Raw genomic sequence first — 26636 nt, 5'->3', positions numbered from 1 at the left:
CTGACGGATATGGCCTGAAGATTTTTTCGCCTCTATTCCTCGTGGATTTTATGCGGCAGAAAGGCGGCAAGTCCTGAAATCTCCAGGTGCATAGTCAACTATGTGACTGGGGTTGAAAGATGTAGCCAACGCATCTGCAGCGCAAAAAACGCAGGTATAGCATCGCATAACAAATATGGAGCACAAACATGGCGTGGAATCAGCCCGGTAATAACGGACAAGACCGCGACCCCTGGGGAAGCAGCAAACCTGGCGGCAACCCAGAGGGAAATGGAAACAAAGGTGGTCGCGATCAGGGACCTCCCGATCTGGATGATATCTTCCGCAAACTGAGTAAAAAACTCGGTGGTTTGGGTGGCGGTAAAGGTACGGGTTCTGGTGGTGGTAGTTCATCACAAGGCCCGCGTCCGCAACTGGGCGGCCGAGTCTTTACTATTGCAGCGGCAGCTATCGTCATTATCTGGGCGGCCAGCGGTTTCTACACCATTAAAGAAGCGGAACGTGGCGTGGTGACACGCTTCGGTAAATTCAGCCATCTGGTTGAGCCGGGTCTGAACTGGAAACCGACCTTTATCGACGAAGTGACCCCGGTTAACGTGGAAGCTGTGCGTGAACTCGCCGCATCCGGCGTGATGCTGACATCAGACGAAAACGTCGTGCGCGTTGAAATGAACGTGCAGTACCGTGTGACCGATCCGCAGCGTTACCTGTTTAGCGTAACCAGCGCGGATGACAGTCTGCGTCAGGCAACCGACAGCGCCCTGCGTGGGGTCATCGGTAAATACACCATGGATCGTATCCTGACTGAAGGGCGTACCGTTATTCGTAGCGATACCCAGCGTGAACTGGAAGAAACCATTCGTCCATACAACATGGGTATCACCCTGCTGGACGTCAACTTCCAGGCTGCACGTCCACCGGAAGAGGTAAAAGCGGCGTTTGATGATGCTATCGCAGCGCGTGAAAACGAGCAGCAGTACATCCGTGAAGCAGAAGCGTATACCAACGAAGTTCAGCCACGTGCAAACGGTCAGGCGCAGCGTATTCTGGAAGAAGCGCGTGCGTATAAGACCCAGACCATCCTGGAAGCACAGGGTGAAGTGGCTCGTTTCGCAAAAATTCTGCCGGAATATAAAGCCGCACCGCAGATTACTCGCGAGCGTCTGTATATCGAAACCATGGAAAAAGTGCTGAGCCATACCCGTAAAGTACTGGTTAACGATAAGGGCAGCAATCTGATGGTTCTGCCGTTGGATCAGATGCTGAAAGGTGGTAATGCGCCAGCAGCGAAGAGCGACAGCAGTTCAAATCTGCTGCGTCTGCCACCGGTAACGTCTTCCAGCACTGGGGCAAGCAACACCTTGTCCACCAGTCAGGGCGATATTATGGACCAACGCCGCGCGAACGCGCAGCGTAACGACTACCAGCGTCAGGGGGAATAACGATGCGTAAGTCAGTTATTGCGATTATCATCATCGTTCTGGTAGTTCTGTTCATGTCTGTCTTTGTGGTCAAAGAAGGCGAGCGCGGTATTACACTGCGCTTTGGTAAAGTTCTGCGTGACGATGACAACAAGCCGCTGGTCGTTGCACCAGGCCTGCACTTCAAGATTCCGTTTATTGAATCCGTGAAGATGCTCGATGCGCGTATTCAGACCATGGACAACCAGGCCGATCGCTTTGTCACCAAAGAGAAGAAAGACCTGATCGTTGACTCCTACATTAAGTGGCGTATCAGTGACTTTAGCCGCTACTACCTGGCAACGGGCGGTGGCGATGTTTCTCAGGCAGAAGTGCTGTTGAAACGTAAGTTCTCTGACCGTCTGCGTTCTGAAATTGGTCGTCTGGACGTGAAAGACATCGTTACCGATTCCCGCGGTCGTCTGACCCTGGAAGTCCGTGACGCGCTGAACTCCGGTTCTGCTGGCACGGAAGATGAAGTCGCGACGCCGGCGGCGGATAGCGCGATAGCCGAAGCGGCTGAACGTGTGCAGGCAGAAACGAACGGTAAAGTTCCGGTCATCAACCCGAACAGTATGGCGGCACTGGGTATCGAAGTGGTCGATGTGCGTATCAAGCAAATCAACCTGCCAGCTGAAGTATCCGAGGCTATTTACAACCGTATGCGCGCTGAGCGTGAAGCGGTAGCGCGTCGCCATCGTTCACAAGGTCAGGAAGAAGCGGAAAAACTGCGTGCAACAGCGGACTATGAAGTCACTAAAACGCTGGCAGAATCTGAGCGCCAGGGCCGCATCATGCGCGGTGAAGGTGATGCAGAAGCCGCTAAATTGTTTGCCGATGCGTTCAGCCAGGATCCTGACTTCTACGCCTTCATCCGTAGCCTGCGCGCTTACGAGAAGAGTTTCGAAGGAAACCAGGATGTGATGGTCATGAGCCCGGACAGCGATTTCTTCCGTTACATGAAGACGCCGAATAGCGCAACACGCTAAAATAGCTCCAGCGGTTTTAGACCAGCAAAACCACCGGCATCCCCAGGGATGCGGTGGTTTTCTTTTTATATAAGGACGACGGATGAATTCAACAATTTTGCTGGCGCTCGCGCTGGTTTTGGTGCTGGAAGGCCTGGGCCCTATGCTGTATCCCCGCGCCTGGAAGAAAATGATCTCGGCGATGGCACAACTTCCTGAAAATATTTTACGTCGTTTTGGTGGAGGTCTTGTGGTTGCGGGCGTAGTGGTCTACTACATGTTGAGGAAAACGATTGGCTGAACAATAAGTAGACTAATTTGCAGGATTTTGGATGCAAAAAGTGCTGTATATCTGAAAAAGCGGTGGTAGAATCCATTTTTAAGCAAACGGTGATTTTGAAAAATGGGTAACAACGTCGTCGTACTGGGCACCCAATGGGGTGACGAAGGTAAAGGGAAGATCGTCGATCTTCTGACTGAACGGGCTAAATATGTTGTGCGCTACCAGGGCGGTCACAACGCAGGCCATACTCTCGTAATCAACGGTGAAAAAACCGTCCTCCATCTTATTCCATCAGGTATTCTTCGCGAGAATGTAACCAGCATCATCGGTAACGGTGTTGTACTGTCTCCGTCTGCGCTGATGAAAGAGATGAAAGGGCTGGAAGATCGTGGTATCCCGGTTCGTGAGCGCCTGCTGCTGTCTGAAGCGTGTCCGCTGATCCTTGATTATCATGTTGCGTTGGATAACGCTCGTGAGAAAGCGCGCGGTGAGAAAGCGATCGGCACCACCGGTCGTGGTATCGGCCCGGCTTATGAAGATAAAGTGGCTCGTCGCGGTCTGCGCGTTGGCGATCTGTTTGATAAAGCAACTTTCGCTGAAAAACTGAAAGAAGTGATGGAATATCACAACTTCCAGCTGGTGAATTTCTATAAAGTTGAAGCAGTTGACTACCAGAAAGTGCTGGATGACGTGATGGCAATTGCCGACATCCTGACATCTATGGTTGTTGATGTTTCCGATCTGCTGGACCAGGCGCGTAAGCGTGGCGATTTCGTCATGTTCGAAGGTGCGCAGGGTACGCTGCTGGATATTGACCACGGTACCTATCCGTACGTAACGTCTTCCAACACCACCGCAGGTGGCGTGGCAACCGGCTCCGGCCTGGGTCCGCGTTATGTGGACTACGTTCTGGGTATCATCAAAGCTTACTCTACACGTGTCGGTGCGGGTCCGTTCCCGACTGAGCTGTTTGATGACGTTGGCGAGTTCCTGTGCAAACAAGGTAACGAGTATGGCGCGACCACCGGTCGTCGTCGTCGCACCGGTTGGCTGGACTCCGTTGCTGTGCGTCGCGCAGTACAGATTAACTCCCTGTCTGGCTTCTGCCTGACCAAACTGGACGTACTGGACGGTTTGAAAGAGGTGAAAATCTGTGTCGCTTACCGTATGCCGGATGGTCGTGAAGTCACGACGACTCCGCTGGCAGCTGACGACTGGAAAGGTATTGAGCCGATTTACGAAACCATGCCGGGCTGGTCTGAATCTACCTTCGGCGTGAAGGACCGTAGCGGTCTGCCGCAGGCAGCACTGAACTACATCAAGCGTATTGAAGAACTGACCGGTGTGCCGATTGATATTATCTCAACTGGCCCAGACCGTACTGAAACCATGATCCTGCGCGACCCGTTCGACGCATAATTCTGGTTATAGCGTGGCGTCGAATGGCGCTGCGCTTGCACTATCTTAGGCCGGATGGAGTGCTTTGCAGCAGCATTCGGCTTAAAATCACGTAAGTTCCTCGCTTTTTTCCTTCCTGAACTGAAATAAATTAGCGACCTGGCTGGTGGCTGGTTTATCATCAATATAATTAATACCACCAGGTTTATCCGTTTTATCCCTTTTCCTGAGGTTGATGTGCAGTTAACAAGTTTCACCGATTACGGATTACGTGCGCTAATCTACATGGCGTCACTTCCCGAAGGACGTATGACCAGTATTTCTGAGGTGACAGAAGTCTACGGCGTGTCCCGTAATCATATGGTCAAAATAATCAATCAACTTAGCCGGGCGGGCTTTGTTACTGCTATTCGTGGAAAAAATGGCGGTATCCGCCTGGGCAAACCGGCTAAAGCTATTGGTATTGGTGATGTGGTTCGCGAGCTGGAACCGCTATCGTTGGTCAATTGTAGCAGCGAGTTTTGCCACATTACCCCAGCCTGTCGACTCAAACAGGCGCTTTCTAAGGCAGTGCAAAGTTTTCTCACGGAACTGGACAACTACACACTTGCTGATTTGGTTGAAGAAAATCAACCGCTTTATAAATTATTGCTGGTGGAGTAATGAAGTCCAAAGTATTTCGCGTCGCATCGCGGCGGCAACTGAGCGACTCCCGGGAGCTTACAAAAGTAAGTGACTGAGGGGGAGCAAAGGCAGCCAACAAAGAGGCGTCGTGAAAGACGAAGGAATTCCATCAGAGCTGACAATGGAGGAACCTCGATGTCACAAGATCCTTTCCAGGAACGCGAAGCAGAAAAATACGCGAATCCTATCCCGAGCCGGGAATTTATCCTCGAACATTTAACTAAACGTGAAAAACCGGCCAACCGCGATGAGCTGGCCGCTGAACTCAACATTGAAGGTGAAGAGCAGCAAGAAGCGCTGCGTCGCCGCCTGCGCGCCATGGAGCGTGACGGGCAACTGGTCTTCACCCGCCGTCAGTGCTATGCGCTGCCAGAACGTCTTGACCTGCTGAAAGGCACCGTTATTGGCCACCGTGATGGCTACGGCTTTCTGCGCGTTGAAGGCCGCAAAGATGACCTGTACCTGTCCAGCGAGCAGATGAAAACCTGCATTCATGGCGATCAGGTACTGGCACAGCCGCTGGGCGCGGACCGTAAAGGTCGTCGCGAAGCGCGTATTGTGCGCGTCCTGGTGCCAAAAACCAGCCAGATTGTTGGTCGCTACTTCACCGACGCTGGCGTTGGGTTTGTTGTCCCTGACGACAGCCGCCTGAGCTTCGATATCCTGATCCCGCCGGAAGAGGTGATGGGGGCTCGTATGGGCTTTGTGGTGGTGGTTGAACTCACCCAGCGCCCGACTCGCCGTACCAAAGCGGTGGGTAAAATTGTTGAAGTGCTGGGTGACAACATGGGAACCAGCATGGCCGTTGATATGGCCCTGCGTACTCATGAAATTCCCTATATCTGGCCGCAGGCTGTTGAGAAACAGGTCGCCGGACTGAAAGAAGAAGTGCCGGAAGAGGCGAAAATAGGACGTGTCGATCTGCGCGACCTGCCGCTGGTGACTATCGATGGCGAAGATGCGCGTGATTTCGATGATGCCGTCTATTGCGAGAAGAAACGTGGCGGCGGCTGGCGTTTATGGGTGGCGATTGCTGACGTCAGTTATTACGTTCGCCCGCCGACTCCGCTGGACCAGGAAGCCCGCAGCCGCGGCACATCCGTCTACTTCCCATCGCAGGTTGTTCCGATGCTGCCGGAAGTGCTGTCTAACGGATTGTGTTCGCTCAACCCGCAGGTGGACAGGTTGTGTATGGTCTGCGAAATGACCATTTCGTCGAAAGGCCGTTTAACCGGCTTTAAATTCTACGAAGCGGTCATGAGTTCCCATGCTCGTCTGACTTACACCAAGGTCTGGCACATGCTGCAGGGCGACCAGGAGTTGCGTGAGCAGTACGCGCCGTTGGTTAAACACATTGAAGAGCTGCACAACCTCTACAAAGTGCTGGATAAAGCGCGTGAAGAGCGTGGTGGTATCTCGTTTGAAAGTGAAGAAGCGAAGTTTATCTTCAATGCTGAACGCCGTATTGAGCGTATCGAGCAGACGCAACGTAATGACGCGCACAAACTGATTGAAGAGTGCATGATCATGGCGAACATCTCAGCGGCGCGATTCGTTGAGAAAGCCAAAGAGCCCGCGCTGTTCCGTATTCACGATAAGCCGACGACCGAAGCGATTAACTCGTTCCGTTCCGTGCTGGCGGAGCTGGGTCTGGAGCTGCCTGGCGGCAACAAACCGGAGCCACGTGATTACGCGGAACTGCTGGAGTCGATTGCTGACCGACCTGACGCAGAAATGCTGCAAACCATGCTGCTGCGTTCGATGAAGCAAGCGATTTACGATCCGGAAAACCGTGGCCACTTTGGTCTGGCGCTGCAATCTTATGCGCACTTTACCTCGCCGATTCGTCGTTACCCGGATCTCTCCTTGCACCGGGCGATTAAGTATCTGCTGGCGCAGGAGCAGGGCCATAAAGGCAACACCACGGAAACGGGTGGCTACCATTATTCGATGGAAGAGATGCTGCAACTGGGTCAGCATTGTTCGATGGCCGAGCGCCGTGCTGACGAAGCCACGCGCGATGTCTCTGACTGGCTGAAGTGCGACTTCATGCTGGATCAGGTGGGTAATGTCTTTAAAGGCGTGATTGCCAGCGTGACGGGTTTTGGCTTCTTTGTCCGCCTTGATGAGCTGTTTATCGATGGTCTGGTGCATGTCTCCTCCCTGGATAACGACTACTATCGTTTCGACCAGGTTGGGCAGCGCCTGACGGGGGAATCCAGCGGTCAAATGTATCGCCTGGGCGATCGGGTGGAAGTCCGTGTGGAAGCTGTCAATATGGACGAGCGTAAAATCGACTTCAGTTTGATCTCCAGCGAACGTGCGCCGCGCAATGAAGGTAAAACCGCGCGCGAAAAAGCGAAAAAAGGCGATGCGGGTAAAAATACCGGTAAACGTCGTCAGATGGGCAAAAAGGTGAATTTCGAGCCGGACAGCGCTTTCCGCGGCGAGAAGAAAGGCAGAGCCAAACCTCAGGCGGATAAGAAAGCGGCTGAGAAGAAAGGCGATAAAAAAGCGAAAAAACCATCGGCAAAAACGCTTAAAATCGCTGCCGCCACCAAAGCTAAACGTGCAGCGAAAAAGAACGTCGCACAATAACCGCCACAAACAGTAAGTCGGGCAACCCCGCGTTGCCCGCGTTACGCATAAACTATTAACGAGTACATTCATGAGTGAAATGATTTACGGCATCCATGCGGTGCAGGCTTTGCTGGAACGTGCGCCGGAGCGCTTCCAGGACGTCTTTATTCTCAAAGGTCGTGAAGATAAACGCCTGCTGCCGCTGATCCACGCACTGGAAGCACAGGGTGTTGTCATCCAGTTGGCTAACCGCCAGTTCCTGGATGAGAAAAGCGAGGGTGCGGTACATCAGGGAATTATTGCTCGCGTGAAACCGGGTCGTCAGTACCAGGAAAACGATCTGCCGGATCTGATTGCTACACTCGATCAGCCGTTCTTTTTGATCCTCGATGGCGTCACTGATCCACATAACCTGGGCGCATGTTTGCGTAGCGCCGATGCTGCCGGCGTGCATGCGGTTATCGTACCGAAGGATCGTTCTGCGCAGCTGAATGCGACGGCGAAAAAAGTCGCCTGTGGCGCGGCAGAAAGCGTACCGCTGATCCGCGTGACCAACCTGGCGCGCACCATGCGTATGTTGCAGGAAGAGAACATCTGGATCGTTGGTACCGCAGGCGAAGCTGACCATACGTTGTATCAGAGCAAAATGACCGGACGTCTGGCGCTGGTAATGGGTGCAGAGGGCGAAGGTATGCGCCGTCTGACCCGTGAACACTGTGATGAACTGATCAGCATCCCAATGGCCGGGAGCGTTTCATCGCTTAACGTCTCTGTTGCGACGGGAATTTGCCTGTTTGAAGCTGTTCGTCAACGCGGGTAATTGATTCCTCCTTCTCTTAAGCCATCCTTCGGGATGGCTTTTTTGTGACCTTAATCCCAGGCACTCTCTTCTCTGACTGGCCATACTTAAGGCGACGGCCATTGACGGAGGGAGACACAATGCACTGGCAAACGCATACCGTTTTTAACCAACCTGTACCGCTCAATAACAGCAACTTATACCTGTCAGATGGCGCACTGTGCGAAGCGGTCAATCGCGAAGGCGCAGCTTGGGACAGCGATCTCCTCGCCAGTATTGGTCAGCAGTTAGGGACTGCAGAATCGCTCGAATTGGGTCGGTTAGCTAACGCTTATCCACCCGAACTGTTGCGCTACGACCCGCAGGGGCAGCGGCTGGATGATGTGCGGTTTCATCCCGCCTGGCATTTGCTGATGCAGGGATTGTGCGCCAACCGCGTACATAACCTGGCCTGGGAAGAGGAGGCCAGGCAGGGCTCGTTTGTTGCCCGGGCTGCCCGTTTCATGCTGCATGCGCAGGTGGAAGCGGGCACCTTGTGTCCGGTGACCATGACGTTTGCCGCCACGCCGCTGTTGCTCCAAATGTTACCTGCACAATTTCACGACTGGTTGACGCCGCTGCTAAGCGACCGTTATGACTCGCATTTACTGCCCGGAGGGCAAAAGCGTGGGTTGCTGATCGGTATGGGGATGACGGAGAAGCAGGGTGGCTCAGATGTGCTGAGCAATACCACTCAGGCAGAACGTCTTGCAGACGGCGCGTATCGGCTGGTGGGACATAAGTGGTTTTTCTCCGTACCGCAAAGCGATGCCCATTTGGTGCTGGCCCAGGCAAAGGGCGGTTTATCCTGTTTTTTTGTACCGCGATTTTTACCCGATGGGAGCCGGAATGCGATTTGCCTTGAACGACTGAAAGATAAGTTAGGCAACCGCTCCAACGCCAGCTGCGAGGTTGAATTCCACGATGCGATCGGCTGGCTATTGGGTGAAGAAGGGGAAGGTATCCGCCATATCCTGAAAATGGGCGGGATGACGCGTTTTGACTGCGCGCTCGGCAGTCACGGCATGATGCGACGTGCTTTTTCCGTGGCGATTTACCATGCGCATCAGCGGCAGGTATTTGGTAAACCTTTGATCGAACAACCGATGATGCGTCAGGTACTAAGCCGAATGGCGTTGCAACTGGAAGGGCAGACCGCGCTACTGTTTCGGCTGGCGCGAGCCTGGGATCGTCGTACCGATACGAAAGAAGCGCTGTGGGCCAGATTATTCACACCCGCAGCGAAATTTGCCATCTGCAAAAATGGCATGCCGTTCGTTGCCGAGGCGATGGAAGTACTGGGCGGGATTGGCTACTGCGAGGAGAGCGAGCTACCGCGCCTGTACCGTGAGATGCCGGTAAACAGTATCTGGGAAGGCTCCGGCAACATTATGTGCCTTGATGTATTGCGGGTACTGACAAAACAACCCGGCATCTACGATATGCTCAGCGAAGCCTTTGCGGAGGTAAAGGGACAAGATCGGCATTACGATCGAATGGTGCGCAAGCTGCAGCAGCATTTACGTAAACCCAGCGAGGAGTTGGGACGGGAGATTACGCAGCAATTGTTCCTGCTCGGCTGCGGGGCGCAGATGTTGCGTTATGCCTCTCCGCCAGTCGCGCAAGCCTGGTGTCAGATGATGCTGGATACGCGTGGTGTAACACAGTTTTCTGCACAGGTGCAGGGTGATTTGCTGCTGCGGGCGACGGGAGGAATACGGTAATACTATGCCAGATGGCGATGCTGTCGCGTCGTATCCTGTCTACGTTCAATACAGGCAGGATACGTTTACGCCATCCGGCAATCTGTTATGCATAAAGTATGGCCTGTACGCGCCAGTTATCTGGCTGCTGTTCTTCGTACATCTGAATAATCCGGTACCATGAGGCACCTTGTTCATCCGCTTTTAACGCGATTACACGTTCTACATCCTGCGGATTCCCTGCAATGTTACTGACAGAGATCAGGCCAATTTCGTTCAGGCCCGTAACGCAGTCAGCACTGGCGAACTCGGCAGACTGCGCCGTTGTACCTACCAGTCCGGCAGAAAACAGCAGTGAGGATAAGGCAAGTGATTGTTTCATCGTCAGCTCCATTATTCGTACCCCTACACATGGCAGGGCATTCCATCGCGATAATAAACCTCAAGCTCCCTGCTGTTGGTTTATTGTGCACAGGTAAACGCATAGGGGCGCAAAGCAATGTAAAGCTGACTAAATTTCAAGCCAATGTTATTTACGATACAAAATAGCTTGTGAATACCATTGGCCTGTCACGATGGTCTCATCAACTAATAAGACAACGTAATAATCAGCTTTAGCCGCGACGGCTTTGGCACGGATCTCTACCAGCGCATCATCTGGAGAGCCTCTTACCAGCGCATTGACTGTCCCTATTCGCTGCAACCCGTTGCTTTGGTCGCGGCGGATCTCTTGCGGGTGGTCGGCTACGGGCGGTGCAGGTTGTGGTGTACCCTGTAACACGCTACAGGCGCTTAAAAACGTCACCAGCAACAAAGAGGCAAACCGACGCATAACTCTATCTCGTTTCCTGATAGCCATAGTGTAGTGCCTTATTAAATTCCCTTTAGGGGAATGTTCCCGAATTGTTATCTCTCACGCGATTTTCGAATGAAAATGTTGCGAAAGCGTAACCCAGTTCTCAACATTATGAATCATTGCCGAACACATTCGCTTGCGTTAAGTATTGCTGCATGGCATACCAGAAAGAAAGAGGCGACAAATGATCGAAATTGAGACACGACAGTTGGCGGGTATCCCTGTCCTGCACGCCGTTCCGGCTGGCAAACGCGAATGTTCACTCCCTTGTATTCTCTTTTATCACGGGTTTACATCTTCAAGTCTGGTCTACAGTTATTTTGCTGTTGCGCTGGCTCAGGCCGGATTTCGCGTCGTCATGCCAGATGCGCCCGAACATGGCGCCCGCTTTAACGGTAATGCTCAGGAGCGAATGTTTCGTTTCTGGCATATATTGCAGCAAAACATGCAGGAGTTTACGACGTTACGTGCGGCTCTGGTGGCAGAAAATTGGCTATCAGATGAACGACTTGCCGTTGCGGGGGCGTCAATGGGAGGAATGACGGCGTTGGGCATTATGGCCCGCCACCCCGAGGTTAAATGTGTAGCCAGCCTGATGGGGTCGGGCTATTTTACCCGGCTTGCGCAGACGCTTTTTCCCCCTTTACATGTCCAGACGCCAGAGCAGCAGGCGGAGTTCGATGCCGTTATTGCACCGCTCGCCGAATGGGATGTTACGCATCAACTGCAACGTCTGGCCGACAGACCGTTGCTGCTGTGGCATGGACAGGAGGACGATGTGGTTCCGGCTGTGGAAACTTTTCGTTTGCAGCAGGCGTTAATTCAGGCAGGTCTGGATAACCATCTGACCTGCCTGTGGGAAGCGGGTGTCCGGCACCGCATTACGCCAGAAGCGCTGGCTGCGACGGTAGCATTTTTCCGCCAGCACCTCTAAACCCGCAAAATGTTCACGCCCTGAGCTTCAAGCTGTTGCAGAATCTCAGGGTTCGCGTTTTTACCGGTAATCAGCGTATCGATTTGATCGGCGCGACTGAACAGCATTCCCGCACGTTCACCGACCTTACTGCTATCGACCAGCACCACCAGTTTGCCCACCACGTTAAGCATCTTCTGCTCGGCCATCGCGGTCAGCATATCGGTTTTATACAGTCCGTCCGCAGTTAATCCTTTACCGCTGGTAAACATCCAGTGTCCGGCATACAGGCTATTTTCACTGCCTTGCGGGCTAAGCGTGATGGATTGGCTTTTGTTGTATTGCCCGCCCATGATGATCACGCTGTCATGCTCCTGGTCGATCAGATAGTTTGCCAGCGGCAGATAGTTGGTGATGATCTGCACCGGCTTGCCGCACATTTCACGACCCAGCAGGAAAGCGGTCGATCCGCAGTTGATCACCACGCTTTCTCCCGCATTCACAAGCTGGGACGCCGCCTTGGCAATACGGACTTTTTCATCGTGGTTCTGCGCCTGGTGTAAATTCATTGGCGTCCAGCGTGGACGCTGCTGGGTAATAGCTTCTGCGCCGTTGCGGACTTTCTTGAGTTTGCCGCTTTCGTCGAGTTTGTTGATGTCCCTACGCGCCGTTGCGGGTGAAATCCCCAGACGCTCAATTACGTTCTCAACGGTAACAAAGCCCAACTGCGCCAGCATATCCAGCAATATTTGATGTCTTTGTGCTTCAGTCATGAGCTATTCCGATACAAATTGATTTGAAAAGATGATATTTGAAATAGCCTGGAAATACTAAAGTAAAAGGGAAAAAATGCCGGGATAGCCCGGCATTTTGTGTGGATCACAGGAAGGATTTAAACGGTAAATCCGGCTCAATCGTGAAACAGTCATCAAAGCCGCGCGGATAGTGATATTCAAAGTTATCTTTGTCCAGCGGCCAGGTGAATTTGCCGCCTACCTGCCAGATGAATGGCTTAAAGCCATACTTAAGGCGATCTTTTTTCATCTCCCACAGGACGCGGATCTCCTGTGGGTCGGCCTGAAAGTTTGACCAGATGTCATGATGGAAAGGGATCACGACTTTTGTATTCAGCGCTTCCGCCATACGCAGCATGTCGGCGCTGGTCATTTTGTCCGTAATCCCACGCGGATTCTCGCCGTAGGAGCCGAGCGCGACGTCGATCTGATATTCGTTGCCATGTTTCGCATAGTAGTTGGAGTAGTGCGAATCACCGCTGTGGTACAGCGTACCGCCCGGCGTTTTGAACAGGTAGTTAACTGCACGTGCATCCATGCCGTCAGGCAGGACGCCTGCTGCTTTTTGATCTGCAGGCAAGGTGATTAATGCAGTACGATCAAACGCGTCGAGCGCATGAATCTCAATATCGTTTACTTTAACCACGTCGCCCGGTTTCACCACGATGCAGCGTTCTTTTGGCACACCCCAACCGATCCACAGATCCACGCAGGTTTGTGGGCCGATAAACGGCACGTCGTCGGCGCAGTTCTGCATGACGGCTGCCGCAACATTCACGTCGATGTGATCGTTATGATCGTGCGTCGCCAGTACCGCATCGATCTGTCGAATGGCAAACGGATCAAGAACAAACGGCGTGGTGCGCAGGTTAGGCTGCAGTTTTTTTACCCCAGCCATACGTTGCATTTGGTGGCCGGTTTTCATCAGCGGGTTGCCGTGACTCTGTTTACCCGTGCCGCACCAGAAATCGACGCAGATGTTAGTCCCGCCTTCCGACTTCAGCCAAATTCCGGTACAGCCAAGCCACCACATAGCGAAAGTGCCTGGTGCGACCTGTTCCTGTTCGATCTCTTCATTCAGCCAGCTGCCCCACTCCGGGAATGTACTCAGGATCCATGATTCACGCGTGATGCTTTTTACTTTACTCATCGCATTTACCTTCATGTTTGTTCAAATTAAATCAATATGTGATTTGTTTTGATTAATCCTGACATTATTTTTTCATATTGGCAATGGGAGATTTTTGAGCTTTGTGCGGATGACAGAAAAGGTAATGTAATGATTTTAGGTGGTTTTACGCTATTCTGCTTGCTGTAATTCATTGATTTAATTGATATTGAATGTTTTTCATGGCATTGAATAATTGCCCATTTTTCAAATGTGGTAATTATTTGCGTACTTCATCACATTTAATCAAATTTAATCTTGTTGTGATTACTTTTGAAAATTACAGTGAGTGCACAACATCCTGGCGTGTGGAAAGCCCGGCAACTTCGTCTACTGGAGATCGTTATGGAGATCCTCTACAACATCTTTACCGTCTTTTTTAATCAGGTTATGACCAACGCCCCGCTGTTGCTGGGGATTGTGACCTGTCTTGGCTATATCCTGTTGCGTAAAAGTGTCAGCGTTATCATTAAAGGCACGATCAAAACGATTATCGGTTTTATGCTGCTGCAGGCGGGATCTGGCATTCTCACCAGCACGTTCAAACCGGTAGTGGCGAAGATGTCCGAGGTTTACGGTATCAACGGTGCGATTTCCGATACCTATGCCTCCATGATGGCAACCATCGAACGTATGGGGGATGCCTATAGCTGGGTAGGGTACGCGGTACTGTTGGCGCTGGCGCTAAACATTTGTTACGTACTGCTACGGCGGATAACCGGTATTCGCACCATCATGCTGACCGGGCACATCATGTTCCAGCAGGCGGGCCTGATTGCCGTCTCTTTCTACATCTTTGGCTATTCCATGTGGACGACCATCATCTGCACTGCGGTGCTGGTGTCGCTCTACTGGGGTATTACCTCCAATATGATGTACAAACCGACCCAGGAAGTGACCGACGGTTGCGGTTTCTCCATCGGTCACCAGCAGCAGTTCGCCTCGTGGATTGCCTACAAAGTCGCGCCTTACCTGGGTAAGAAAGAGGAGAGCGTGGAAGATCTCAAGCTGCCAGGCTGGCTGAATATCTTCCATGACAACATCGTTTCTACCGCGATAGTGATGACCATTTTCTTCGGCGCGATCCTGCTCTCTTTTGGCATTGATGTGGTTCAGGCTATGGCGGGTAAAACCCACTGGACAGTCTATATCCTGCAGACTGGTTTTTCGTTCGCCGTCGCTATTTTCATCATCACCCAGGGTGTACGTATGTTCGTTGCTGAACTTTCAGAAGCGTTCAACGGTATCTCCCAACGTCTGATCCCGGGCGCGGTACTGGCCATCGACTGCGCGGCGATTTATAGCTTTGCTCCTAACGCGGTGGTCTGGGGCTTTATGTGGGGCACTATCGGCCAACTGATTGCGGTGGGCATCCTTGTGGGCTGCGGCTCCTCCATCCTGATTATCCCAGGCTTTATCCCGATGTTCTTCTCGAACGCCACTATCGGCGTATTTGCTAACCACTTTGGCGGCTGGCGCGCGGCGCTCAAGATTTGCCTGGTGATGGGGATGATCGAAATCTTTGGCTGCGTCTGGGCGGTGAAGCTTACCGGTATGAGTGCCTGGATGGGCATGGCGGACTGGTCAATTCTGGCGCCGCCGATGATGCAGGGTTTCGCCTCCATCGGCATCGTGTTTATGGCCGTCATTATTCTGATTGCACTGGCTTATATGTTTTTCGCAGGGCGTACGTTGCGCGCTGAGGAAGACGCAGAAAAACAACTGGCAGAACACTCTGCTTAAAAAGGAGTTCCGATTATGACCGTACGTATTCTGGCTGTATGTGGCAATGGGCAGGGCAGTTCCATGATCATGAAAATGAAGGTGGATCAGTTTTTAACCCAGTCAAATATCGACCATACGGTAAACAGCTGTGCCGTGGGGGAATACAAAAGTGAACTGAGCGGCGCAGATATCATCATCGCCTCTACCCATATTGCCGGCGAGATTACCGTATCTGGCAATAAATATGTTGTCGGCGTGCGCAACATGCTGTCTCCCGCCGATTTTGGACCAAAACTGCTGGAAGTGATCCAAGCGCATTTCCCACAGGACGTGAAGTAAGGACGCGCCATGAAACTACGTGATTCGCTGGCAAACAATAATTCCATCCTTTTACAGGCCGAGGCCAGCACCTGGCAGGAAGCGGTAAAGCTTGGCGTGGATCTGCTGGTTAAGGCTGATGTGGTTGAACCACGCTACTACCAGGCCATCCTTGATGGCGTTGAGCAGTTTGGCCCGTACTTTGTGATTGCGCCAGGCCTGGCGATGCCTCATGGCCGTCCGGAGGAAGGAGTCAAGAAAACCGGTTTTGCGCTGGTGACGCTGAAAACGCCGCTGGTGTTTAACCACGAAGATAACGACCCGGTCGATATTCTGATCACGATGGCGGCAGTTGACGCCAACACGCATCAGGAAGTAGGCATCATGCAGATCGTGAATCTGTTTGACGACGAAGCCAATTTCGACCGTTTACGCGCCTGCCGCACCGCGCAGGAAGTGCTGGATTTAATTGATAACGCCACTGCGGCGGCTGTTTAAAAGGATACCAAAATGTCATTACCTATGTTGCAGGTAGCGCTGGATAACCAATCAATGTCTTCCGCGTATGAAACGACGCGTCTGATTGCCGAAGAGGTCGATATCATTGAGGTGGGTACGATTCTTTGCGTGGCAGAGGGCGTTCGTGCCGTTCGCGATCTGAAGGCGCTTTACCCGCATAAAATAGTGCTGGCGGACGCTAAAATTGCCGACGCGGGCAAAATCCTCTCCCGCATGTGTTTCGAAGCCAACGCTGACTGGATTACTGTCATCTGCTGTGCCGATATCAACACCACCAAGGGTGCGCTGGAGGTGGCGAAAGAATTTAACGGTGACGTACAGATTGAACTGACCGGCTACTGGACCTGGGAGCAGGCGCAGGAGTGGCGTGACGCGGGTATTGGGCAAGTTGTCTATCACCGCAGTCGTGATGCGCAGGCGGCAGGCGTGGCGTGGGGAGAGGCGGATATCACTGCGATCAGGCGTTTGGCCGATATGGGCTTTAAAGTTACCGTTACTGGTGGTCTGGCGCTGGAGGATCTGCCGCTGTTCAAAGGGATCCCGATTCACGTCTTTATCGCTGGTCGCAGCATTCGCGACGCCGCTTCTCCGGTTGAGGCCGCTCGTCAGTTTAAACGTTCCATCGCCCAGCTGTGGGGATAAGGAGCGGCTATGTTGTCGAAACAGGTCCCGCTCGGTATTTATGAAAAAGCACTCCCCGGCGGGGAGTGCTGGCTCGAACGCTTGCAACTGGCGAAGGAACTGGGCTTTGACTTTGTCGAAATGTCGGTTGATGAAACCGATGCCCGTCTGGCGCGTCTTGACTGGAATCGCGAGCAGCGACTGGCGCTGGTGGCGGCTATCGCCGAGACAGGGATACGAGTACCGTCCATATGCCTGAGCGCTCATCGTCGTTTCCCGCTTGGCAGCGAAGATGATCGGGTGCGCGAACAGGGGCTGGAAATTATGCGTAAAGCCATTCAGTTTGCGCAGGATATTGGTATTCGCGTTATTCAACTGGCGGGTTACGACGTCTATTACCAGCAGGCCAATAACGAAACGCGTCGTCGGTTTCGCGATGGGCTAAAAGAGAGTGTGGAGATGGCGAGCCGTGCGCAGGTGACGCTGGCGATGGAAATCATGGATTATCCGCTGATGAATTCGATCAGCAAGGCGTTGGGTTACGCCCACTATCTCAACAATCCGTGGTTCCAGCTGTATCCCGATATTGGCAATTTGTCGGCGTGGGATAACGACGTGCAGATGGAACTGCAGGCTGGGGTAGGCCATATCGTCGCGGTACACGTGAAGGATACCAAACCTGGCGTATTCAAAAATGTGCCGTTTGGTGAAGGAGTCGTTGATTTCGAACGTTGTTTTGCGACGCTCAAACAGAGTGGATACTGCGGGCCATACCTGATTGAGATGTGGAGTGAAACGTCGGATGACCCGGTACGTGAAGTTGCGAAGGCGCGCGATTGGGTGAAGGCGCGTATGGCCAACGCAGGTCTGATGGAGGCGGTGTAATGCAAAAACTTAAACAGCAGGTTTTTGAGGCTAACATGGATTTGCCGCGCTACGGGCTGGTGACATTTACCTGGGGCAACGTCAGCGCCATTGACCGCGAGCGCGGGCGGGTGGTGATCAAGCCCAGTGGTGTCGCCTACGAGCACATGACCGTTGATGATATGGTCGTGGTCGATATGTCAGGGAAGGTGATAGAAGGCGGCTTTCGTCCTTCTTCCGATACCGCCACCCATCTGGCGCTCTACCAGCGTTATCCGTCGCTGGGCGGAGTCGTGCATACGCACTCTACTCATGCCACGGCCTGGGCGCAGGCGGGGCTGGCGATCCCGGCACTGGGTACCACTCACGCGGACTACTTCTTTGGCGATATCCCTTGTACCCGAGCATTAACTGAAGCTGAAGTTCAGGAGGAGTATGAACTTAATACCGGTAGGGTGATTATTGAAACGCTCGGGGAGGTGGAACCTTTACATACGCCTGGCGTAGTGGTGTACCAACATGGCCCGTTTGCCTGGGGCAAAGATGCTCACGACGCAGTACATAACGCTGTTGTGATGGAAGAGGTGGCAAAAATGGCGTGGATTGCGCGTGGCATTAACCCGGCTCTCAGCGCTATTGACGGTTATCTGATGAATAAGCACTTCATGCGTAAGCACGGCCCAAACGCCTATTACGGGCAGAAGTAAGAAAAAACGTTCCGAAGCCAACTCTTCATGGGGATGAGATCGGTCTGGCTTCGGGATTTTTTTGCAAAAAAAAGCCCCCAATGAAGGGGGCAAGTCAAACTGTGGCAATGTTCTCGTTGGTTATTTCTGGGTGCTAGCGATAAATATCTGCACTGGCGTGCATATTTCCGTTACTACCGGGTTCCCTGGTGAGGATCACGTGATAGTAGGTTGCGCCTTGCGCATCGGTTTCTTCATTCAGGGCCTGAGTGGCTTCACTTTCAGTGGCGAAGTTATGATTTATGTAAATAACGCCTAAGCTCTGCACATCATCCATATTCCTGGCCTGATGATTGTCAATTTTGATGGCTGCCGTTGCATTTGCACTGAGCAAAAGTACAGCCAGAAGGGTCAAAACACGGGCTCGCATAGGTACCTCCTCGACTGCGGTCTCTGGTTAGCTCTCTCCTGTGAGTGGATAACTTCTGATTTAATTTTAACCGCTGCCGGCGCAGTCGATAGCGACCATTTCTGATGCAGTTGTTCAAAAAATTACCGCAAAGCCATCTTTTCTTTAATTAACAATCAGCTGATGCCTTCCGCTGCGGTTAAAAATACCTGCCTTACGCGCATAAGCTCTTACCAAATAGTCAATTTAATCGGGTGAGTACGCCGTTTATAGTGAGCCAGATAATTAATATAACTTTATGATAATAAGGCAAAAACTTATGGATACTTCATTCATGGATTTCAGCTACTTTGTGATTATGTTTATGGTCGCGCTGGGGGCAGGCTTTATTAACGTGGTGTCGGGCGGCGGTGGTTTTCTCTCTATTGGCGCATTATTGATTTCCGGTTTACCCCCGGCTAACGCGCTGGCAACCAATAAGATTCAGGCGTTGGGCAGTTCGCTGACCTCCGGAATTTACTTTTTACGCCGGGGACATATTAATGTGCAGGAACACAAATATGTCTTTTTATCTGCCTTTATCGGTTCTGCGCTGGGCACGACGCTTATCCAGTTTATTGAGCCGGACGTGTTGAAGAAACTGCTGCCGATCCTGATTATCGCGGTCGCTATCTACTTTATTTCTGCGCCTAATCTTAGCGAACCGAAAAGGAAGCAGCAGGTATCCCTGTTTCTCTTCTCGTTGATCTGCGGGGGAGGTATTGGGTTTTATGATGGTTTTCTCGGTGCCGGGGCCGGCTCCTTTTATACGCTCTGCTATATCCTGCTGTGGGGGTACAGTATCGATAAAGCGCAAATTCACTCGAATTTTATCAACCTGGCGTCGAACATTGCCTCTATTCTGTTCTTCATTTTCGGCGGTAAAATGATCTGGTCGCTGGGGCTGGTGATGTTTGCCGGACAATCCCTTGGCGCACGTCTTGGTGCGACGGTGGTACTGACGCGCGGGAAGAAAGTTATCCGGCCGATGATTGTCATTGTCTCCATTTGCATCAGCGTCAAAATGCTGCTGGATATGTATTAATGGCGACATGATAAATAATCGTACAAGCACCTTGAGTTTACCTGCTGACCCCAGTATTATGACGCGTCATTTTTCAGCCGACCTTTAACACGTTCCTTGCCTCCATGGGCCTCGGCTGACCCAGACAGGAGGCTGAATAATCCGTAAGGAGCAATTCGATGCGTCATTACGAAATCGTTTTTATGGTCCATCCTGACCAGAGCGAACAGGTTCCGGGTATGATCGAACGCTACACTGCTGCCATCACTGGTGCAGAAGGCACGATCCACCGTCTGGAAGACTGGGGCCGCCGTCAGCTGGCTTACCCGATCAACAAACTGCACAAAGCTCACTACGTTCTGATGAACGTTGAAGCGCCGCAGGAAGTGATCGATGAGCTGGAAACTACCTTCCGCTTCAACGATGCCGTTATCCGCAGCATGGTTATGCGTACTAAACACGCTGTTACCGAAGCATCTCCGATGGTTAAAGCGAAAGACGAGCGTCGTGAACGTCGCGATGATTTCGCTAACGAAACCGCAGATGATGCTGAAGCTGGGGATTCTGAAGAGTAATTTCTGATGACCAACCGTCTGGCGCTGTCCGGCACCGTGTGCAGGGCTCCCCTTCGAAAGGTCAGTCCATCAGGAATTCCTCATTGCCAGTTCGTGCTTGAGCATCGTTCTGTGCAGGAGGAAGCCGGGTTTCACCGGCAGGCGTGGTGCCAAATGCCCGTTATTATTAGCGGACACGAAAACCAGGCCATTACTCACAGTATAACGGTCGGTAGCGCAGTGACCGTTCAGGGGTTCATCTCTTGCCACAAGGCAAAGAACGGCCTGAGCAAAATGGTTCTGCATGCCGAGCAGATTGAATTGATAGATTCTGGAGACTAGCCATATGGCACGTTATTTCCGTCGTCGCAAGTTCTGCCGTTTCACCGCGGAAGGCGTTCAAGAGATCGACTATAAAGATATCGCTACGCTGAAAAACTACATCACCGAAAGCGGTAAGATTGTCCCAAGCCGTATCACCGGTACCCGTGCAAAATACCAGCGTCAGCTGGCTCGCGCTATCAAACGCGCTCGCTACCTGTCCCTGCTGCCGTACACTGATCGTCATCAGTAATCGGTCACGGTCCATTAATACGACTTTGAGAGGATAAGGTAATGCAAGTTATTCTGCTTGATAAAGTAGCAAACCTGGGTAGCCTGGGTGATCAGGTTAACGTTAAAGCGGGCTATGCTCGTAACTTCCTGGTACCACAGGGTAAAGCTGTTCCTGCTACCAAGAAAAACGTTGAATTTTTCGAAGCGCGTCGCGCTGAACTGGAAGCCAAACTGGCTGACGTTCTGTCCGCTGCTGAAGCTCGTGCTGAGAAAATCAACGCACTGGAAACCGTAACCATCGCGTCTAAAGCTGGCGACGAAGGTAAACTGTTCGGTTCCATCGGTACTCGCGACATCGCTGACGCTGTAACTGCAGCTGGCGTTGAAGTTGCTAAGAGCGAAGTTCGTCTGCCGAACGGCGTTCTGCGTACCACTGGTGAGCACGAAGTGAGCTTCCAGGTTCACAGCGAAGTGTTTGCTAAGCTGACTGTAAACGTAGTTGCAGAATAAGTTTTTATTCTGATGACCGCGTAAAAGCGCCGGCCCTGTGCCGGCGTTTTGCTTTTCTACCCTCCTGTTTTTCGCTCTGGCTATTCTTTGTCCTTTTCGGGATAATCATAAAAATAAAACATTATTTCAAAGTGGTGATGGAATGGAACCAACGCACCAACCTCTGTTCGCGCGTAAAAATGTTGTCTATCTGAGCGCAGCCTTCTGCTGCCTGCTGTGGGGGAGCGCCTATCCGGCGATCAAAAGCGGATATGAGATCTTCCAGATTGCCACGGATGATATTCCGTCAAAAATTGTCTTTGCCGGCTATCGCTTCCTGTTTGCGGGATTATTGCTGCTACTGTTGGCGATGGCGCAGCGTAAACCGATTGGCCGGTTAAGCCCGCGTCAGTACGGCCAACTCACGCTGTTGGGGCTGACGCAAACCTCGCTGCAATACATCTTCTTCTATATTGGCCTGGCGTTCACGACGGGGGTGAAAGGGTCCATCATGAATGCGACCGGGACATTCTTTAGCGTGCTGTTGGCCCATTTTATCTATCAAAACGACAAACTAAGCTACAACAAAGCACTAGGTTGTATTCTGGGTTTTACCGGCGTGATGGTGGTGAACTTTAACAGCGGAATGGATTTTAGCTTCAGCCTGTTAGGTGATGGTTCAGTGGTGATGGCGGCCTTTATCCTTTCTGCCGCCACGCTATACGGTAAACGCATTTCTCAGACGGTAGACCCGACGGTCATGACAGGCTACCAACTGGGGATGGGCGGTCTGGCGTTAGTTATCGGCGGTTATGCTTTTGGTGGCACGTTGACCGTACACGGCTTAGCTTCAGTGGCTATTCTGGGTTACCTGACGTTGCTTTCATCGGTGGCCTTCGCTTTGTGGAGCATTTTGCTCAAGTACAACCGCGTGGGGATGATTGCGCCGTTTAACTTCCTGATCCCGGTTTCGGGGGCGGTGCTGTCGGCGATATTCCTCGGCGAAAACATTCTCGAATGGAAATATGCGCTGGCGCTGGTGCTGGTCTGTTCGGGGATCTGGTGGGTGAATAAGGTGAAGCGTTAGTGCTTCACCTTGAGGCCTGATGGCGCTACGCGCATCAGGCCTACTGACTGAGACAGTCTTAGCGTGCGCGAATAAAGCTGCCGTTGGGCTGGCGGGTAAACAATACCTGCTGACCATTTCCGCTATCAATGGTTAACCCGGTCACCACCCCGTTAGCATTCTGCCTGATTTGGATCATCTGGCCGTCTTTCAAATTGCTCAGCGGCTTCCCGGCACCTTCCACTTGCGCCATGGCGTACACATCAGTTGGCGGAAGGTTATGGTCCCGGAAGACCTGCGCCAGCGTTTTCCCTGAGTCTACGCGGTAGGTACGCCACTGCTGCTCAATACCACTATTCTGCTGAAAGGGCTGCGTCTGAGGCTGTGATTGCTGAGCCTGCGGCTGCGCGTCTGGTTCTCCTTCCTGGATGGGTTCCGGCGCAACGGGAGCCACCTGGCCGGGATCGTTTTGCGGGGCCACTAACTGTGCCTGAAGCTGAGCCTCTGTTGGCGGCTGCGACTGTGACTGTAAATCCAGCTGGGCAGTACGCGTAACCACAGGGGTATCAGTAGTGTCACTGGAAGGAAGCAGGAAACCTATCACCAGCACGATAGCAGCAATAATAATGCCGCGTCGGTGCATAGGCGGTAGCGGGTCCATAATGCGAAAATTGTCCGGTGCATGCCAGATTTTCGCCAGGGTTGGTTTTAATTCAAAGCGCCCGGGCATGGCTTTCCTCCTGCTCCGCGTCTCGTTCCTCTGTCATAGAGTATAGATCGCTAACTCTATGATACTTGTTCAGGTACCCGCTTTCGTGACATTGATGCGGGCAATAGCATTGTTTCTTTTTCCTCGCGATTTGTCATCTGTTCCCGAGACAAAGTTTTACCGGATGCGGCATGGCTGATATGCTGCCCGCTACTTTACATCCGATGAAAGGAAATATGATGGCTAACCCGACTTTTGACACTATCGAAGCGCAAGCAAGCTACGGCATTGGTTTGCAGGTAGGACAACAGCTGAGCGAATCCGGTCTGGAAGGGCTGTTGCCTGAAGCGCTGGTAGCGGGTATCGCTGATGCGCTGGAAGGTAAACACCCGGCAGTGCCTGTTGATGTTGTGCACCGTGCGCTGCGTGAAATTCACGAACGTGCTGATGCAGTACGTCGCGAGCGTTTCCAGGCTATGGCGGCTGATGGCGTCAAATATCTGGAAGAAAACCGTGAGAAAGAGGGTGTGAACAGCACTGAATCCGGTCTGCAGTTCCGTGTTCTGACTCAGGGCGAAGGTTCTATCCCGGCACGTACCGACCACGTACGCGTGCATTATACCGGTAAACTGATCGACGGTACCGTGTTTGACAGCTCTGTTGCGCGTGGCGAACCGGCTGAATTCCCGGTTAACGGCGTGATCCCTGGCTGGATTGAAGCACTGACCCTGATGCCGGTAGGTTCGAAATGGGAACTGACTATTCCTCAGGAACTGGCTTACGGTGAGCGTGGCGCTGGCGCATCCATTCCTCCGTTCAGCACACTGGTATTTGAAGTTGAGCTGCTTGAAATCCTGTAAGCAGTAACTTCTGTTCCCCCCGACGCTGGGGGGAGCAACAAAATAGCGTGAAAAGCTATAGTTACGTCGATGTCGATATTTTATCTTGCAAATGATGTTATTGCGTGTATTTTTGTGAACTGATTCTCGCTATCAGAGTGATATGACACTCACTTTAAACATAAAATTAACATTATATCTAAATCTTAGTATTCATCCCGCCGATTCTTACCTAATATCGATGAGTCCTGCCAACAGGATCGTCGTATCATAGACACACTAAAGGCCGTAGAGCCTGAACAACACAGACAGGTACAGGAAGAAAAAACATGGTAGATCAGGTAAAAGTCGACGCCGTTGAAGAGGCTTCGTCTGAACAGTCGCTACGGCGCAATCTCACAAACCGTCATATTCAACTTATTGCCATTGGTGGCGCTATTGGTACCGGCCTGTTTATGGGCTCAGGGAAAACCATCAGCCTCGCCGGGCCGTCGATCATTTTTGTCTATATGATCATCGGTTTTATGCTGTTTTTCGTGATGCGGGCAATGGGAGAATTACTGCTCTCGAATCTCGAATACAAATCCTTTAGTGATTTTGCCTCCGACCTGCTCGGGCCATGGGCCGGGTATTTTACCGGCTGGACCTATTGGTTCTGCTGGGTGGTTACAGGGATGGCAGACGTCGTTGCGATTACGGCGTATGCGCAATTCTGGTTCCCCGGACTGTCAGACTGGGTGGCATCACTGGCGGTGATCATTCTGTTGCTGGCTCTTAACCTCGCCACGGTGAAAATGTTTGGTGAGATGGAGTTCTGGTTTGCGATGATCAAAATCGTCGCCATTGTCGGCCTGATTGTCGTCGGTCTGGTGATGGTACTGACGCACTTCCAGTCGCCAACCGGCGTTCAGGCTTCGTTCACGCATCTGTGGAATGACGGTGGCTGGTTCCCGAAAGGTCTAAGCGGCTTCTTTGCTGGCTTCCAGATAGCAGTTTTCGCGTTTGTTGGTATTGAGCTGGTAGGTACGACGGCTGCAGAAACTAAAGATCCGGAAAAGTCTCTGCCGCGCGCTATTAACTCGATTCCAATCCGTATCATCATGTTCTACGTTTTCGCGCTGATCGTGATTATGTCCGTGACGCCGTGGAGCTCGGTAGTACCAACCAAGAGCCCATTCGTTGAGCTGTTTGTGCTGGTCGGTCTGCCTGCGGCGGCGAGCCTGATTAACTTTGTGGTGCTGACTTCAGCGGCCTCTTCCGCAAACAGCGGTGTGTTCTCTACCAGCCGTATGCTGTTCGGCCTGGCACAGGAAGGCGTTGCGCCTAAAGCGTTTGCCAAGCTGTCTAAACGCGCGGTTCCGGCGAAAGGTTTAACCTTCTCCTGTATCTGTCTGCTGGGCGGCGTGGTGATGCTCTATGTGAACCCGAGCGTGATTGGCGCGTTCACCATGATCACCACCGTGTCGGCAATCCTGTTTATGTTTGTCTGGACCATCATTCTTTGCTCATACCTGGTGTACCGCAAACAGCGTCCACACCTGCATGAGAAATCGATCTACAAGATGCCGTTAGGCAAGCTAATGTGCTGGGTATGTATGGCGTTCTTTGTCTTCGTACTGGTGCTGCTGACTCTGGAAGAAGATACCCGTCAGGCGTTGATGGTGACGCCGCTGTGGTTCATCGCGCTGGGTCTGGGCTGGTTGTTTATCGGTAAGAAACGTATGGCGGGTATGCGTTAAGCGTTGTCATATCGGACACAAAAAAGGCCACATAAGCAGTGGCCGAATTCGGACTTCAGGAAGGCGCTCTCGGGCGCCTTTTTTTACTCCCCTGCGAGGGCACGCGGGAACAACACATTGTTTTCCAGACTGATGTGTTCCATCAGGTCATCGATCATTTCGTTAATGCCGTTATACATGGCTTTCCAGGTGGTGCAGGCTTCTGGCGGCGGCGTCACGTTGTGGGTGATGTGCTTGATCACTTCCACCAGTTCGCCGGCCTCGTCGTGTTCGCTTTCCATCACGCTGATTGGCCCCATCGCCTGGCTACCCATGCCCTGTTTGATCATTGGGAACAGGATCTGCTCTTCTTTCATCATGTGGCTGGACAGCTCTTCATGCAGCATCGTCAGGTTCTTCGCCAGACCACGCGGTACGCTCGGCTTGTCGGCATGAACACGTTCAACTTTAGTGGCCTGCAGGATCAGCTCCGGCAGCTGTTCGCGGTGGCGATCATGATATCGAATGACGATATGGTCGATGATTTCTGCCAGTGCCACGGTACGCCAGTCTTTTTCCAGCGGCTGTTCAGCCAACTGGGCGAGCTGCGCCTCGATAGCTTCCACATCCAGCTCTTTACGTGCGGCAGCGCGTGCCAGCGTTTGCTTACCGCCGCAGCAGTAATCCATATCGTATTTACGAAACAGGGCCGAAGCGCGAGGAATAGAGAGCGCCAGTTCACCTAAAGGTTGATCGCGATAAGACATAGCCGTTACCTCATTCTCAATAATATAAGATGTATTTTAAATGCAACTTATTGGGAAGGATATAACCCTTTCGGGTCAGAGGATTTTGT

30 protein-coding genes and 1 pseudogene are annotated in these 26636 nt (G+C 52.2%); 24 read left to right on the top strand and 7 right to left on the bottom strand.

Annotation, left to right across the window (positions count from 1 at the left end):
* Positions 1-188: 188 nt before the first annotated feature.
* From hflK to HV041_RS17855, 8 genes are all read left to right on the top strand, one after another.
* The gene (hflK, locus tag HV041_RS17890) at positions 189-1442 is read left to right on the top strand and encodes an FtsH protease activity modulator HflK (RefSeq protein WP_121585376.1); all 1254 of its coding nucleotides are present in this window, start codon (positions 189-191) and stop codon (positions 1440-1442) included.
* Positions 1443-1444: 2 nt separating this feature from the next.
* The gene (hflC, locus tag HV041_RS17885; protein ID WP_005122169.1) at positions 1445-2449 is read left to right on the top strand and encodes a protease modulator HflC; all 1005 of its coding nucleotides are present in this window, start codon (positions 1445-1447) and stop codon (positions 2447-2449) included.
* A gap of 82 nt (positions 2450-2531) precedes the next feature.
* On the top strand, positions 2532-2729 hold the full coding sequence (locus HV041_RS17880) for a DUF2065 family protein (RefSeq protein ID WP_005122170.1): 198 nt from the start codon (positions 2532-2534) through the stop codon (positions 2727-2729).
* A 102-nt stretch (positions 2730-2831) separates the two neighbouring features.
* Positions 2832-4130, top strand: a complete 1299-nt coding sequence (gene purA, locus HV041_RS17875; RefSeq protein ID WP_048212891.1) for an adenylosuccinate synthase — start codon at positions 2832-2834, stop codon at positions 4128-4130.
* Positions 4131-4346: 216 nt separating this feature from the next.
* Positions 4347-4772, top strand: coding sequence for a nitric oxide-sensing transcriptional repressor NsrR (gene nsrR, locus HV041_RS17870; RefSeq protein WP_005134424.1), 426 nt, complete (start codon positions 4347-4349; stop codon positions 4770-4772).
* Positions 4773-4928: 156 nt separating this feature from the next.
* On the top strand, positions 4929-7391 hold the full coding sequence (gene rnr / locus HV041_RS17865) for a ribonuclease R (RefSeq protein ID WP_115601104.1): 2463 nt from the start codon (positions 4929-4931) through the stop codon (positions 7389-7391).
* A gap of 70 nt (positions 7392-7461) precedes the next feature.
* Positions 7462-8193 (top strand): 23S rRNA (guanosine(2251)-2'-O)-methyltransferase RlmB, encoded by a 732-nt coding sequence (gene rlmB / locus HV041_RS17860; RefSeq protein WP_003830482.1) that lies wholly within the window; start codon positions 7462-7464, stop codon positions 8191-8193.
* A gap of 119 nt (positions 8194-8312) precedes the next feature.
* Entirely contained in the window at positions 8313-9935 is a 1623-nt protein-coding gene (locus HV041_RS17855) for an isovaleryl-CoA dehydrogenase (RefSeq protein ID WP_121585377.1), read from the top strand.
* 85 nt (positions 9936-10020) lie between these two features.
* Here the strand turns inward: HV041_RS17855 and yjfN are convergent, their stop codons facing one another.
* Positions 10021-10296, bottom strand: a complete 276-nt coding sequence (gene yjfN, locus HV041_RS17850; RefSeq protein WP_082193776.1) for a DUF1471 family protease activator YjfN — start codon at positions 10294-10296, stop codon at positions 10021-10023.
* A 147-nt stretch (positions 10297-10443) separates the two neighbouring features.
* Positions 10444-10773 (bottom strand): biofilm peroxide resistance protein BsmA, encoded by a 330-nt coding sequence (gene bsmA, locus HV041_RS17845; RefSeq protein ID WP_121585378.1) that lies wholly within the window; start codon positions 10771-10773, stop codon positions 10444-10446.
* A gap of 181 nt (positions 10774-10954) precedes the next feature.
* Between bsmA and yjfP the strand changes: the two genes are divergently transcribed.
* Complete coding sequence (gene yjfP / locus HV041_RS17840; protein ID WP_121585379.1) at positions 10955-11704, top strand: esterase; 750 nt, start codon at positions 10955-10957, stop codon at positions 11702-11704.
* Here yjfP and ulaR read toward each other — a convergent pair.
* Entirely contained in the window at positions 11701-12456 is a 756-nt protein-coding gene (gene ulaR, locus HV041_RS17835) for an HTH-type transcriptional regulator UlaR (protein WP_061067103.1), read from the bottom strand. The two genes, yjfP and ulaR, sit on opposite strands and share 4 nt — an antisense overlap.
* 106 nt (positions 12457-12562) lie before the next feature.
* Positions 12563-13627 (bottom strand): L-ascorbate 6-phosphate lactonase, encoded by a 1065-nt coding sequence (ulaG, locus tag HV041_RS17830; protein WP_048212879.1) that lies wholly within the window; start codon positions 13625-13627, stop codon positions 12563-12565.
* Positions 13628-13990: 363 nt separating this feature from the next.
* Here ulaG and ulaA point away from each other — a divergent pair, with 363 nt between their 5' ends.
* From ulaA to HV041_RS17800, 6 genes are read left to right on the top strand one after another with little or no spacing between them, the layout of a single operon-like run.
* Positions 13991-15388 carry a PTS ascorbate transporter subunit IIC gene (ulaA, locus tag HV041_RS17825; RefSeq protein WP_040232971.1) on the top strand — a complete coding sequence of 466 codons (1398 nt, stop codon included), beginning with the start codon at positions 13991-13993 and terminating at the stop codon, positions 15386-15388.
* 15 nt (positions 15389-15403) lie between these two features.
* Positions 15404-15709 (top strand): PTS ascorbate transporter subunit IIB, encoded by a 306-nt coding sequence (ulaB, locus tag HV041_RS17820; protein WP_115601100.1) that lies wholly within the window; start codon positions 15404-15406, stop codon positions 15707-15709.
* A 9-nt stretch (positions 15710-15718) separates the two neighbouring features.
* Positions 15719-16186 (top strand): PTS ascorbate transporter subunit IIA, encoded by a 468-nt coding sequence (gene ulaC, locus HV041_RS17815; RefSeq protein ID WP_048212878.1) that lies wholly within the window; start codon positions 15719-15721, stop codon positions 16184-16186.
* Positions 16187-16198: 12 nt separating this feature from the next.
* Positions 16199-16849, top strand: coding sequence for a 3-keto-L-gulonate-6-phosphate decarboxylase UlaD (ulaD, locus tag HV041_RS17810; protein WP_048212877.1), 651 nt, complete (start codon positions 16199-16201; stop codon positions 16847-16849).
* Positions 16850-16858: 9 nt separating this feature from the next.
* Positions 16859-17713 (top strand): L-ribulose-5-phosphate 3-epimerase, encoded by an 855-nt coding sequence (locus tag HV041_RS17805; protein WP_048212876.1) that lies wholly within the window; start codon positions 16859-16861, stop codon positions 17711-17713.
* The gene (locus HV041_RS17800; RefSeq protein ID WP_048212875.1) at positions 17713-18399 is read left to right on the top strand and encodes an L-ribulose-5-phosphate 4-epimerase; all 687 of its coding nucleotides are present in this window, start codon (positions 17713-17715) and stop codon (positions 18397-18399) included. The genes HV041_RS17805 and HV041_RS17800 overlap by 1 nt, the downstream gene beginning before the upstream one ends.
* A gap of 133 nt (positions 18400-18532) precedes the next feature.
* On the opposite strand, the gene yjfY is transcribed toward HV041_RS17800, so the two are convergent.
* The gene (yjfY, locus tag HV041_RS17795; RefSeq protein ID WP_003025668.1) at positions 18533-18808 is read right to left on the bottom strand and encodes a DUF1471 family protein YjfY; all 276 of its coding nucleotides are present in this window, start codon (positions 18806-18808) and stop codon (positions 18533-18535) included.
* Between the two features lie 298 nt (positions 18809-19106).
* Here yjfY and HV041_RS17790 point away from each other — a divergent pair, with 298 nt between their 5' ends.
* The 7 genes and pseudogenes from HV041_RS17790 (at position 19107) to HV041_RS17765 (ending at position 22535) form a co-directional block, all read left to right on the top strand.
* Entirely contained in the window at positions 19107-19871 is a 765-nt protein-coding gene (locus HV041_RS17790) for a TSUP family transporter (RefSeq protein ID WP_121585380.1), read from the top strand.
* A gap of 10 nt (positions 19872-19881) precedes the next feature.
* A pseudogene (locus tag HV041_RS25130) lies at positions 19882-19959 on the top strand (hypothetical protein); the annotation flags it as partial.
* Between the two features lie 70 nt (positions 19960-20029).
* On the top strand, positions 20030-20425 hold the full coding sequence (gene rpsF / locus HV041_RS17785; RefSeq protein ID WP_003025672.1) for a 30S ribosomal protein S6: 396 nt from the start codon (positions 20030-20032) through the stop codon (positions 20423-20425).
* 6 nt (positions 20426-20431) lie between these two features.
* Positions 20432-20746: a primosomal replication protein N gene (priB, locus tag HV041_RS17780; protein ID WP_003025674.1), complete on the top strand. Its 315-nt coding sequence runs from the start codon at positions 20432-20434 to the stop codon at positions 20744-20746.
* A gap of 4 nt (positions 20747-20750) precedes the next feature.
* Positions 20751-20978, top strand: a complete 228-nt coding sequence (rpsR, locus tag HV041_RS17775) for a 30S ribosomal protein S18 (protein WP_000135199.1) — start codon at positions 20751-20753, stop codon at positions 20976-20978.
* A gap of 41 nt (positions 20979-21019) precedes the next feature.
* The gene (rplI, locus tag HV041_RS17770; RefSeq protein ID WP_003025676.1) at positions 21020-21469 is read left to right on the top strand and encodes a 50S ribosomal protein L9; all 450 of its coding nucleotides are present in this window, start codon (positions 21020-21022) and stop codon (positions 21467-21469) included.
* 142 nt (positions 21470-21611) lie between these two features.
* Positions 21612-22535 (top strand): DMT family transporter, encoded by a 924-nt coding sequence (locus tag HV041_RS17765; protein ID WP_115643998.1) that lies wholly within the window; start codon positions 21612-21614, stop codon positions 22533-22535.
* A 58-nt stretch (positions 22536-22593) separates the two neighbouring features.
* On the opposite strand, the gene HV041_RS17760 is transcribed toward HV041_RS17765, so the two are convergent.
* A complete protein-coding gene (locus HV041_RS17760) occupies positions 22594-23244 on the bottom strand; it encodes an OapA family protein (protein WP_116361050.1) in 651 nt (216 codons plus the stop codon).
* A 218-nt stretch (positions 23245-23462) separates the two neighbouring features.
* On the opposite strand from HV041_RS17760, the gene fklB reads away from it, so the two are divergent.
* Positions 23463-24083, top strand: coding sequence for an FKBP-type peptidyl-prolyl cis-trans isomerase (gene fklB / locus HV041_RS17755; RefSeq protein WP_048213487.1), 621 nt, complete (start codon positions 23463-23465; stop codon positions 24081-24083).
* 308 nt (positions 24084-24391) lie between these two features.
* The gene (gene cycA / locus HV041_RS17750) at positions 24392-25801 is read left to right on the top strand and encodes a D-serine/D-alanine/glycine transporter (RefSeq protein WP_048212871.1); all 1410 of its coding nucleotides are present in this window, start codon (positions 24392-24394) and stop codon (positions 25799-25801) included.
* A gap of 83 nt (positions 25802-25884) precedes the next feature.
* Here the strand turns inward: cycA and ytfE are convergent, their stop codons facing one another.
* Positions 25885-26547, bottom strand: a complete 663-nt coding sequence (ytfE, locus tag HV041_RS17745) for an iron-sulfur cluster repair protein YtfE (RefSeq protein ID WP_048212870.1) — start codon at positions 26545-26547, stop codon at positions 25885-25887.
* Positions 26548-26636: the final 89 nt, after the last annotated feature.

It is taken from the genome of Citrobacter sp. RHBSTW-00029, assembly GCF_014104295.1.
Lineage (GTDB): Bacteria > Pseudomonadota > Gammaproteobacteria > Enterobacterales > Enterobacteriaceae > Citrobacter > Citrobacter youngae.
The sequence above is the reverse complement of the archived record's forward strand: the minus strand, read 5'-3'. Positions and strand labels throughout refer to the sequence as shown.

Excerpts from the sequence above, each read along its gene's own strand:
- hflK (WP_121585376.1), top strand. The coding sequence starts at position 189 with ATGGCGTGGAATCAGCCCGGTAATAACGGACAAGACCGCGACCCCTGG.
- hflC (WP_005122169.1), top strand. The coding sequence starts at position 1,445 with ATGCGTAAGTCAGTTATTGCGATTATCATCATCGTTCTGGTAGTTCTG.
- HV041_RS17880 (WP_005122170.1), top strand. The coding sequence starts at position 2,532 with ATGAATTCAACAATTTTGCTGGCGCTCGCGCTGGTTTTGGTGCTGGAA.
- purA (WP_048212891.1), top strand. The coding sequence starts at position 2,832 with ATGGGTAACAACGTCGTCGTACTGGGCACCCAATGGGGTGACGAAGGT.
- rnr (WP_115601104.1), top strand. The coding sequence starts at position 4,929 with ATGTCACAAGATCCTTTCCAGGAACGCGAAGCAGAAAAATACGCGAAT.
- rlmB (WP_003830482.1), top strand. The coding sequence starts at position 7,462 with ATGAGTGAAATGATTTACGGCATCCATGCGGTGCAGGCTTTGCTGGAA.
- HV041_RS17855 (WP_121585377.1), top strand. The coding sequence starts at position 8,313 with ATGCACTGGCAAACGCATACCGTTTTTAACCAACCTGTACCGCTCAAT.
- yjfN (WP_082193776.1), bottom strand. The coding sequence starts at position 10,296 with ATGAAACAATCACTTGCCTTATCCTCACTGCTGTTTTCTGCCGGACTG.
- bsmA (WP_121585378.1), bottom strand. The coding sequence starts at position 10,773 with ATGGCTATCAGGAAACGAGATAGAGTTATGCGTCGGTTTGCCTCTTTG.
- yjfP (WP_121585379.1), top strand. The coding sequence starts at position 10,955 with ATGATCGAAATTGAGACACGACAGTTGGCGGGTATCCCTGTCCTGCAC.
- ulaR (WP_061067103.1), bottom strand. The coding sequence starts at position 12,456 with ATGACTGAAGCACAAAGACATCAAATATTGCTGGATATGCTGGCGCAG.
- ulaG (WP_048212879.1), bottom strand. The coding sequence starts at position 13,627 with ATGAGTAAAGTAAAAAGCATCACGCGTGAATCATGGATCCTGAGTACA.
- ulaA (WP_040232971.1), top strand. The coding sequence starts at position 13,991 with ATGGAGATCCTCTACAACATCTTTACCGTCTTTTTTAATCAGGTTATG.
- ulaB (WP_115601100.1), top strand. The coding sequence starts at position 15,404 with ATGACCGTACGTATTCTGGCTGTATGTGGCAATGGGCAGGGCAGTTCC.
- ulaC (WP_048212878.1), top strand. The coding sequence starts at position 15,719 with ATGAAACTACGTGATTCGCTGGCAAACAATAATTCCATCCTTTTACAG.
- ulaD (WP_048212877.1), top strand. The coding sequence starts at position 16,199 with ATGTCATTACCTATGTTGCAGGTAGCGCTGGATAACCAATCAATGTCT.
- HV041_RS17805 (WP_048212876.1), top strand. The coding sequence starts at position 16,859 with ATGTTGTCGAAACAGGTCCCGCTCGGTATTTATGAAAAAGCACTCCCC.
- HV041_RS17800 (WP_048212875.1), top strand. The coding sequence starts at position 17,713 with ATGCAAAAACTTAAACAGCAGGTTTTTGAGGCTAACATGGATTTGCCG.
- yjfY (WP_003025668.1), bottom strand. The coding sequence starts at position 18,808 with ATGCGAGCCCGTGTTTTGACCCTTCTGGCTGTACTTTTGCTCAGTGCA.
- HV041_RS17790 (WP_121585380.1), top strand. The coding sequence starts at position 19,107 with ATGGATACTTCATTCATGGATTTCAGCTACTTTGTGATTATGTTTATG.
- rpsF (WP_003025672.1), top strand. The coding sequence starts at position 20,030 with ATGCGTCATTACGAAATCGTTTTTATGGTCCATCCTGACCAGAGCGAA.
- priB (WP_003025674.1), top strand. The coding sequence starts at position 20,432 with ATGACCAACCGTCTGGCGCTGTCCGGCACCGTGTGCAGGGCTCCCCTT.
- rpsR (WP_000135199.1), top strand. The coding sequence starts at position 20,751 with ATGGCACGTTATTTCCGTCGTCGCAAGTTCTGCCGTTTCACCGCGGAA.
- rplI (WP_003025676.1), top strand. The coding sequence starts at position 21,020 with ATGCAAGTTATTCTGCTTGATAAAGTAGCAAACCTGGGTAGCCTGGGT.
- HV041_RS17765 (WP_115643998.1), top strand. The coding sequence starts at position 21,612 with ATGGAACCAACGCACCAACCTCTGTTCGCGCGTAAAAATGTTGTCTAT.
- HV041_RS17760 (WP_116361050.1), bottom strand. The coding sequence starts at position 23,244 with ATGCCCGGGCGCTTTGAATTAAAACCAACCCTGGCGAAAATCTGGCAT.
- fklB (WP_048213487.1), top strand. The coding sequence starts at position 23,463 with ATGGCTAACCCGACTTTTGACACTATCGAAGCGCAAGCAAGCTACGGC.
- cycA (WP_048212871.1), top strand. The coding sequence starts at position 24,392 with ATGGTAGATCAGGTAAAAGTCGACGCCGTTGAAGAGGCTTCGTCTGAA.
- ytfE (WP_048212870.1), bottom strand. The coding sequence starts at position 26,547 with ATGTCTTATCGCGATCAACCTTTAGGTGAACTGGCGCTCTCTATTCCT.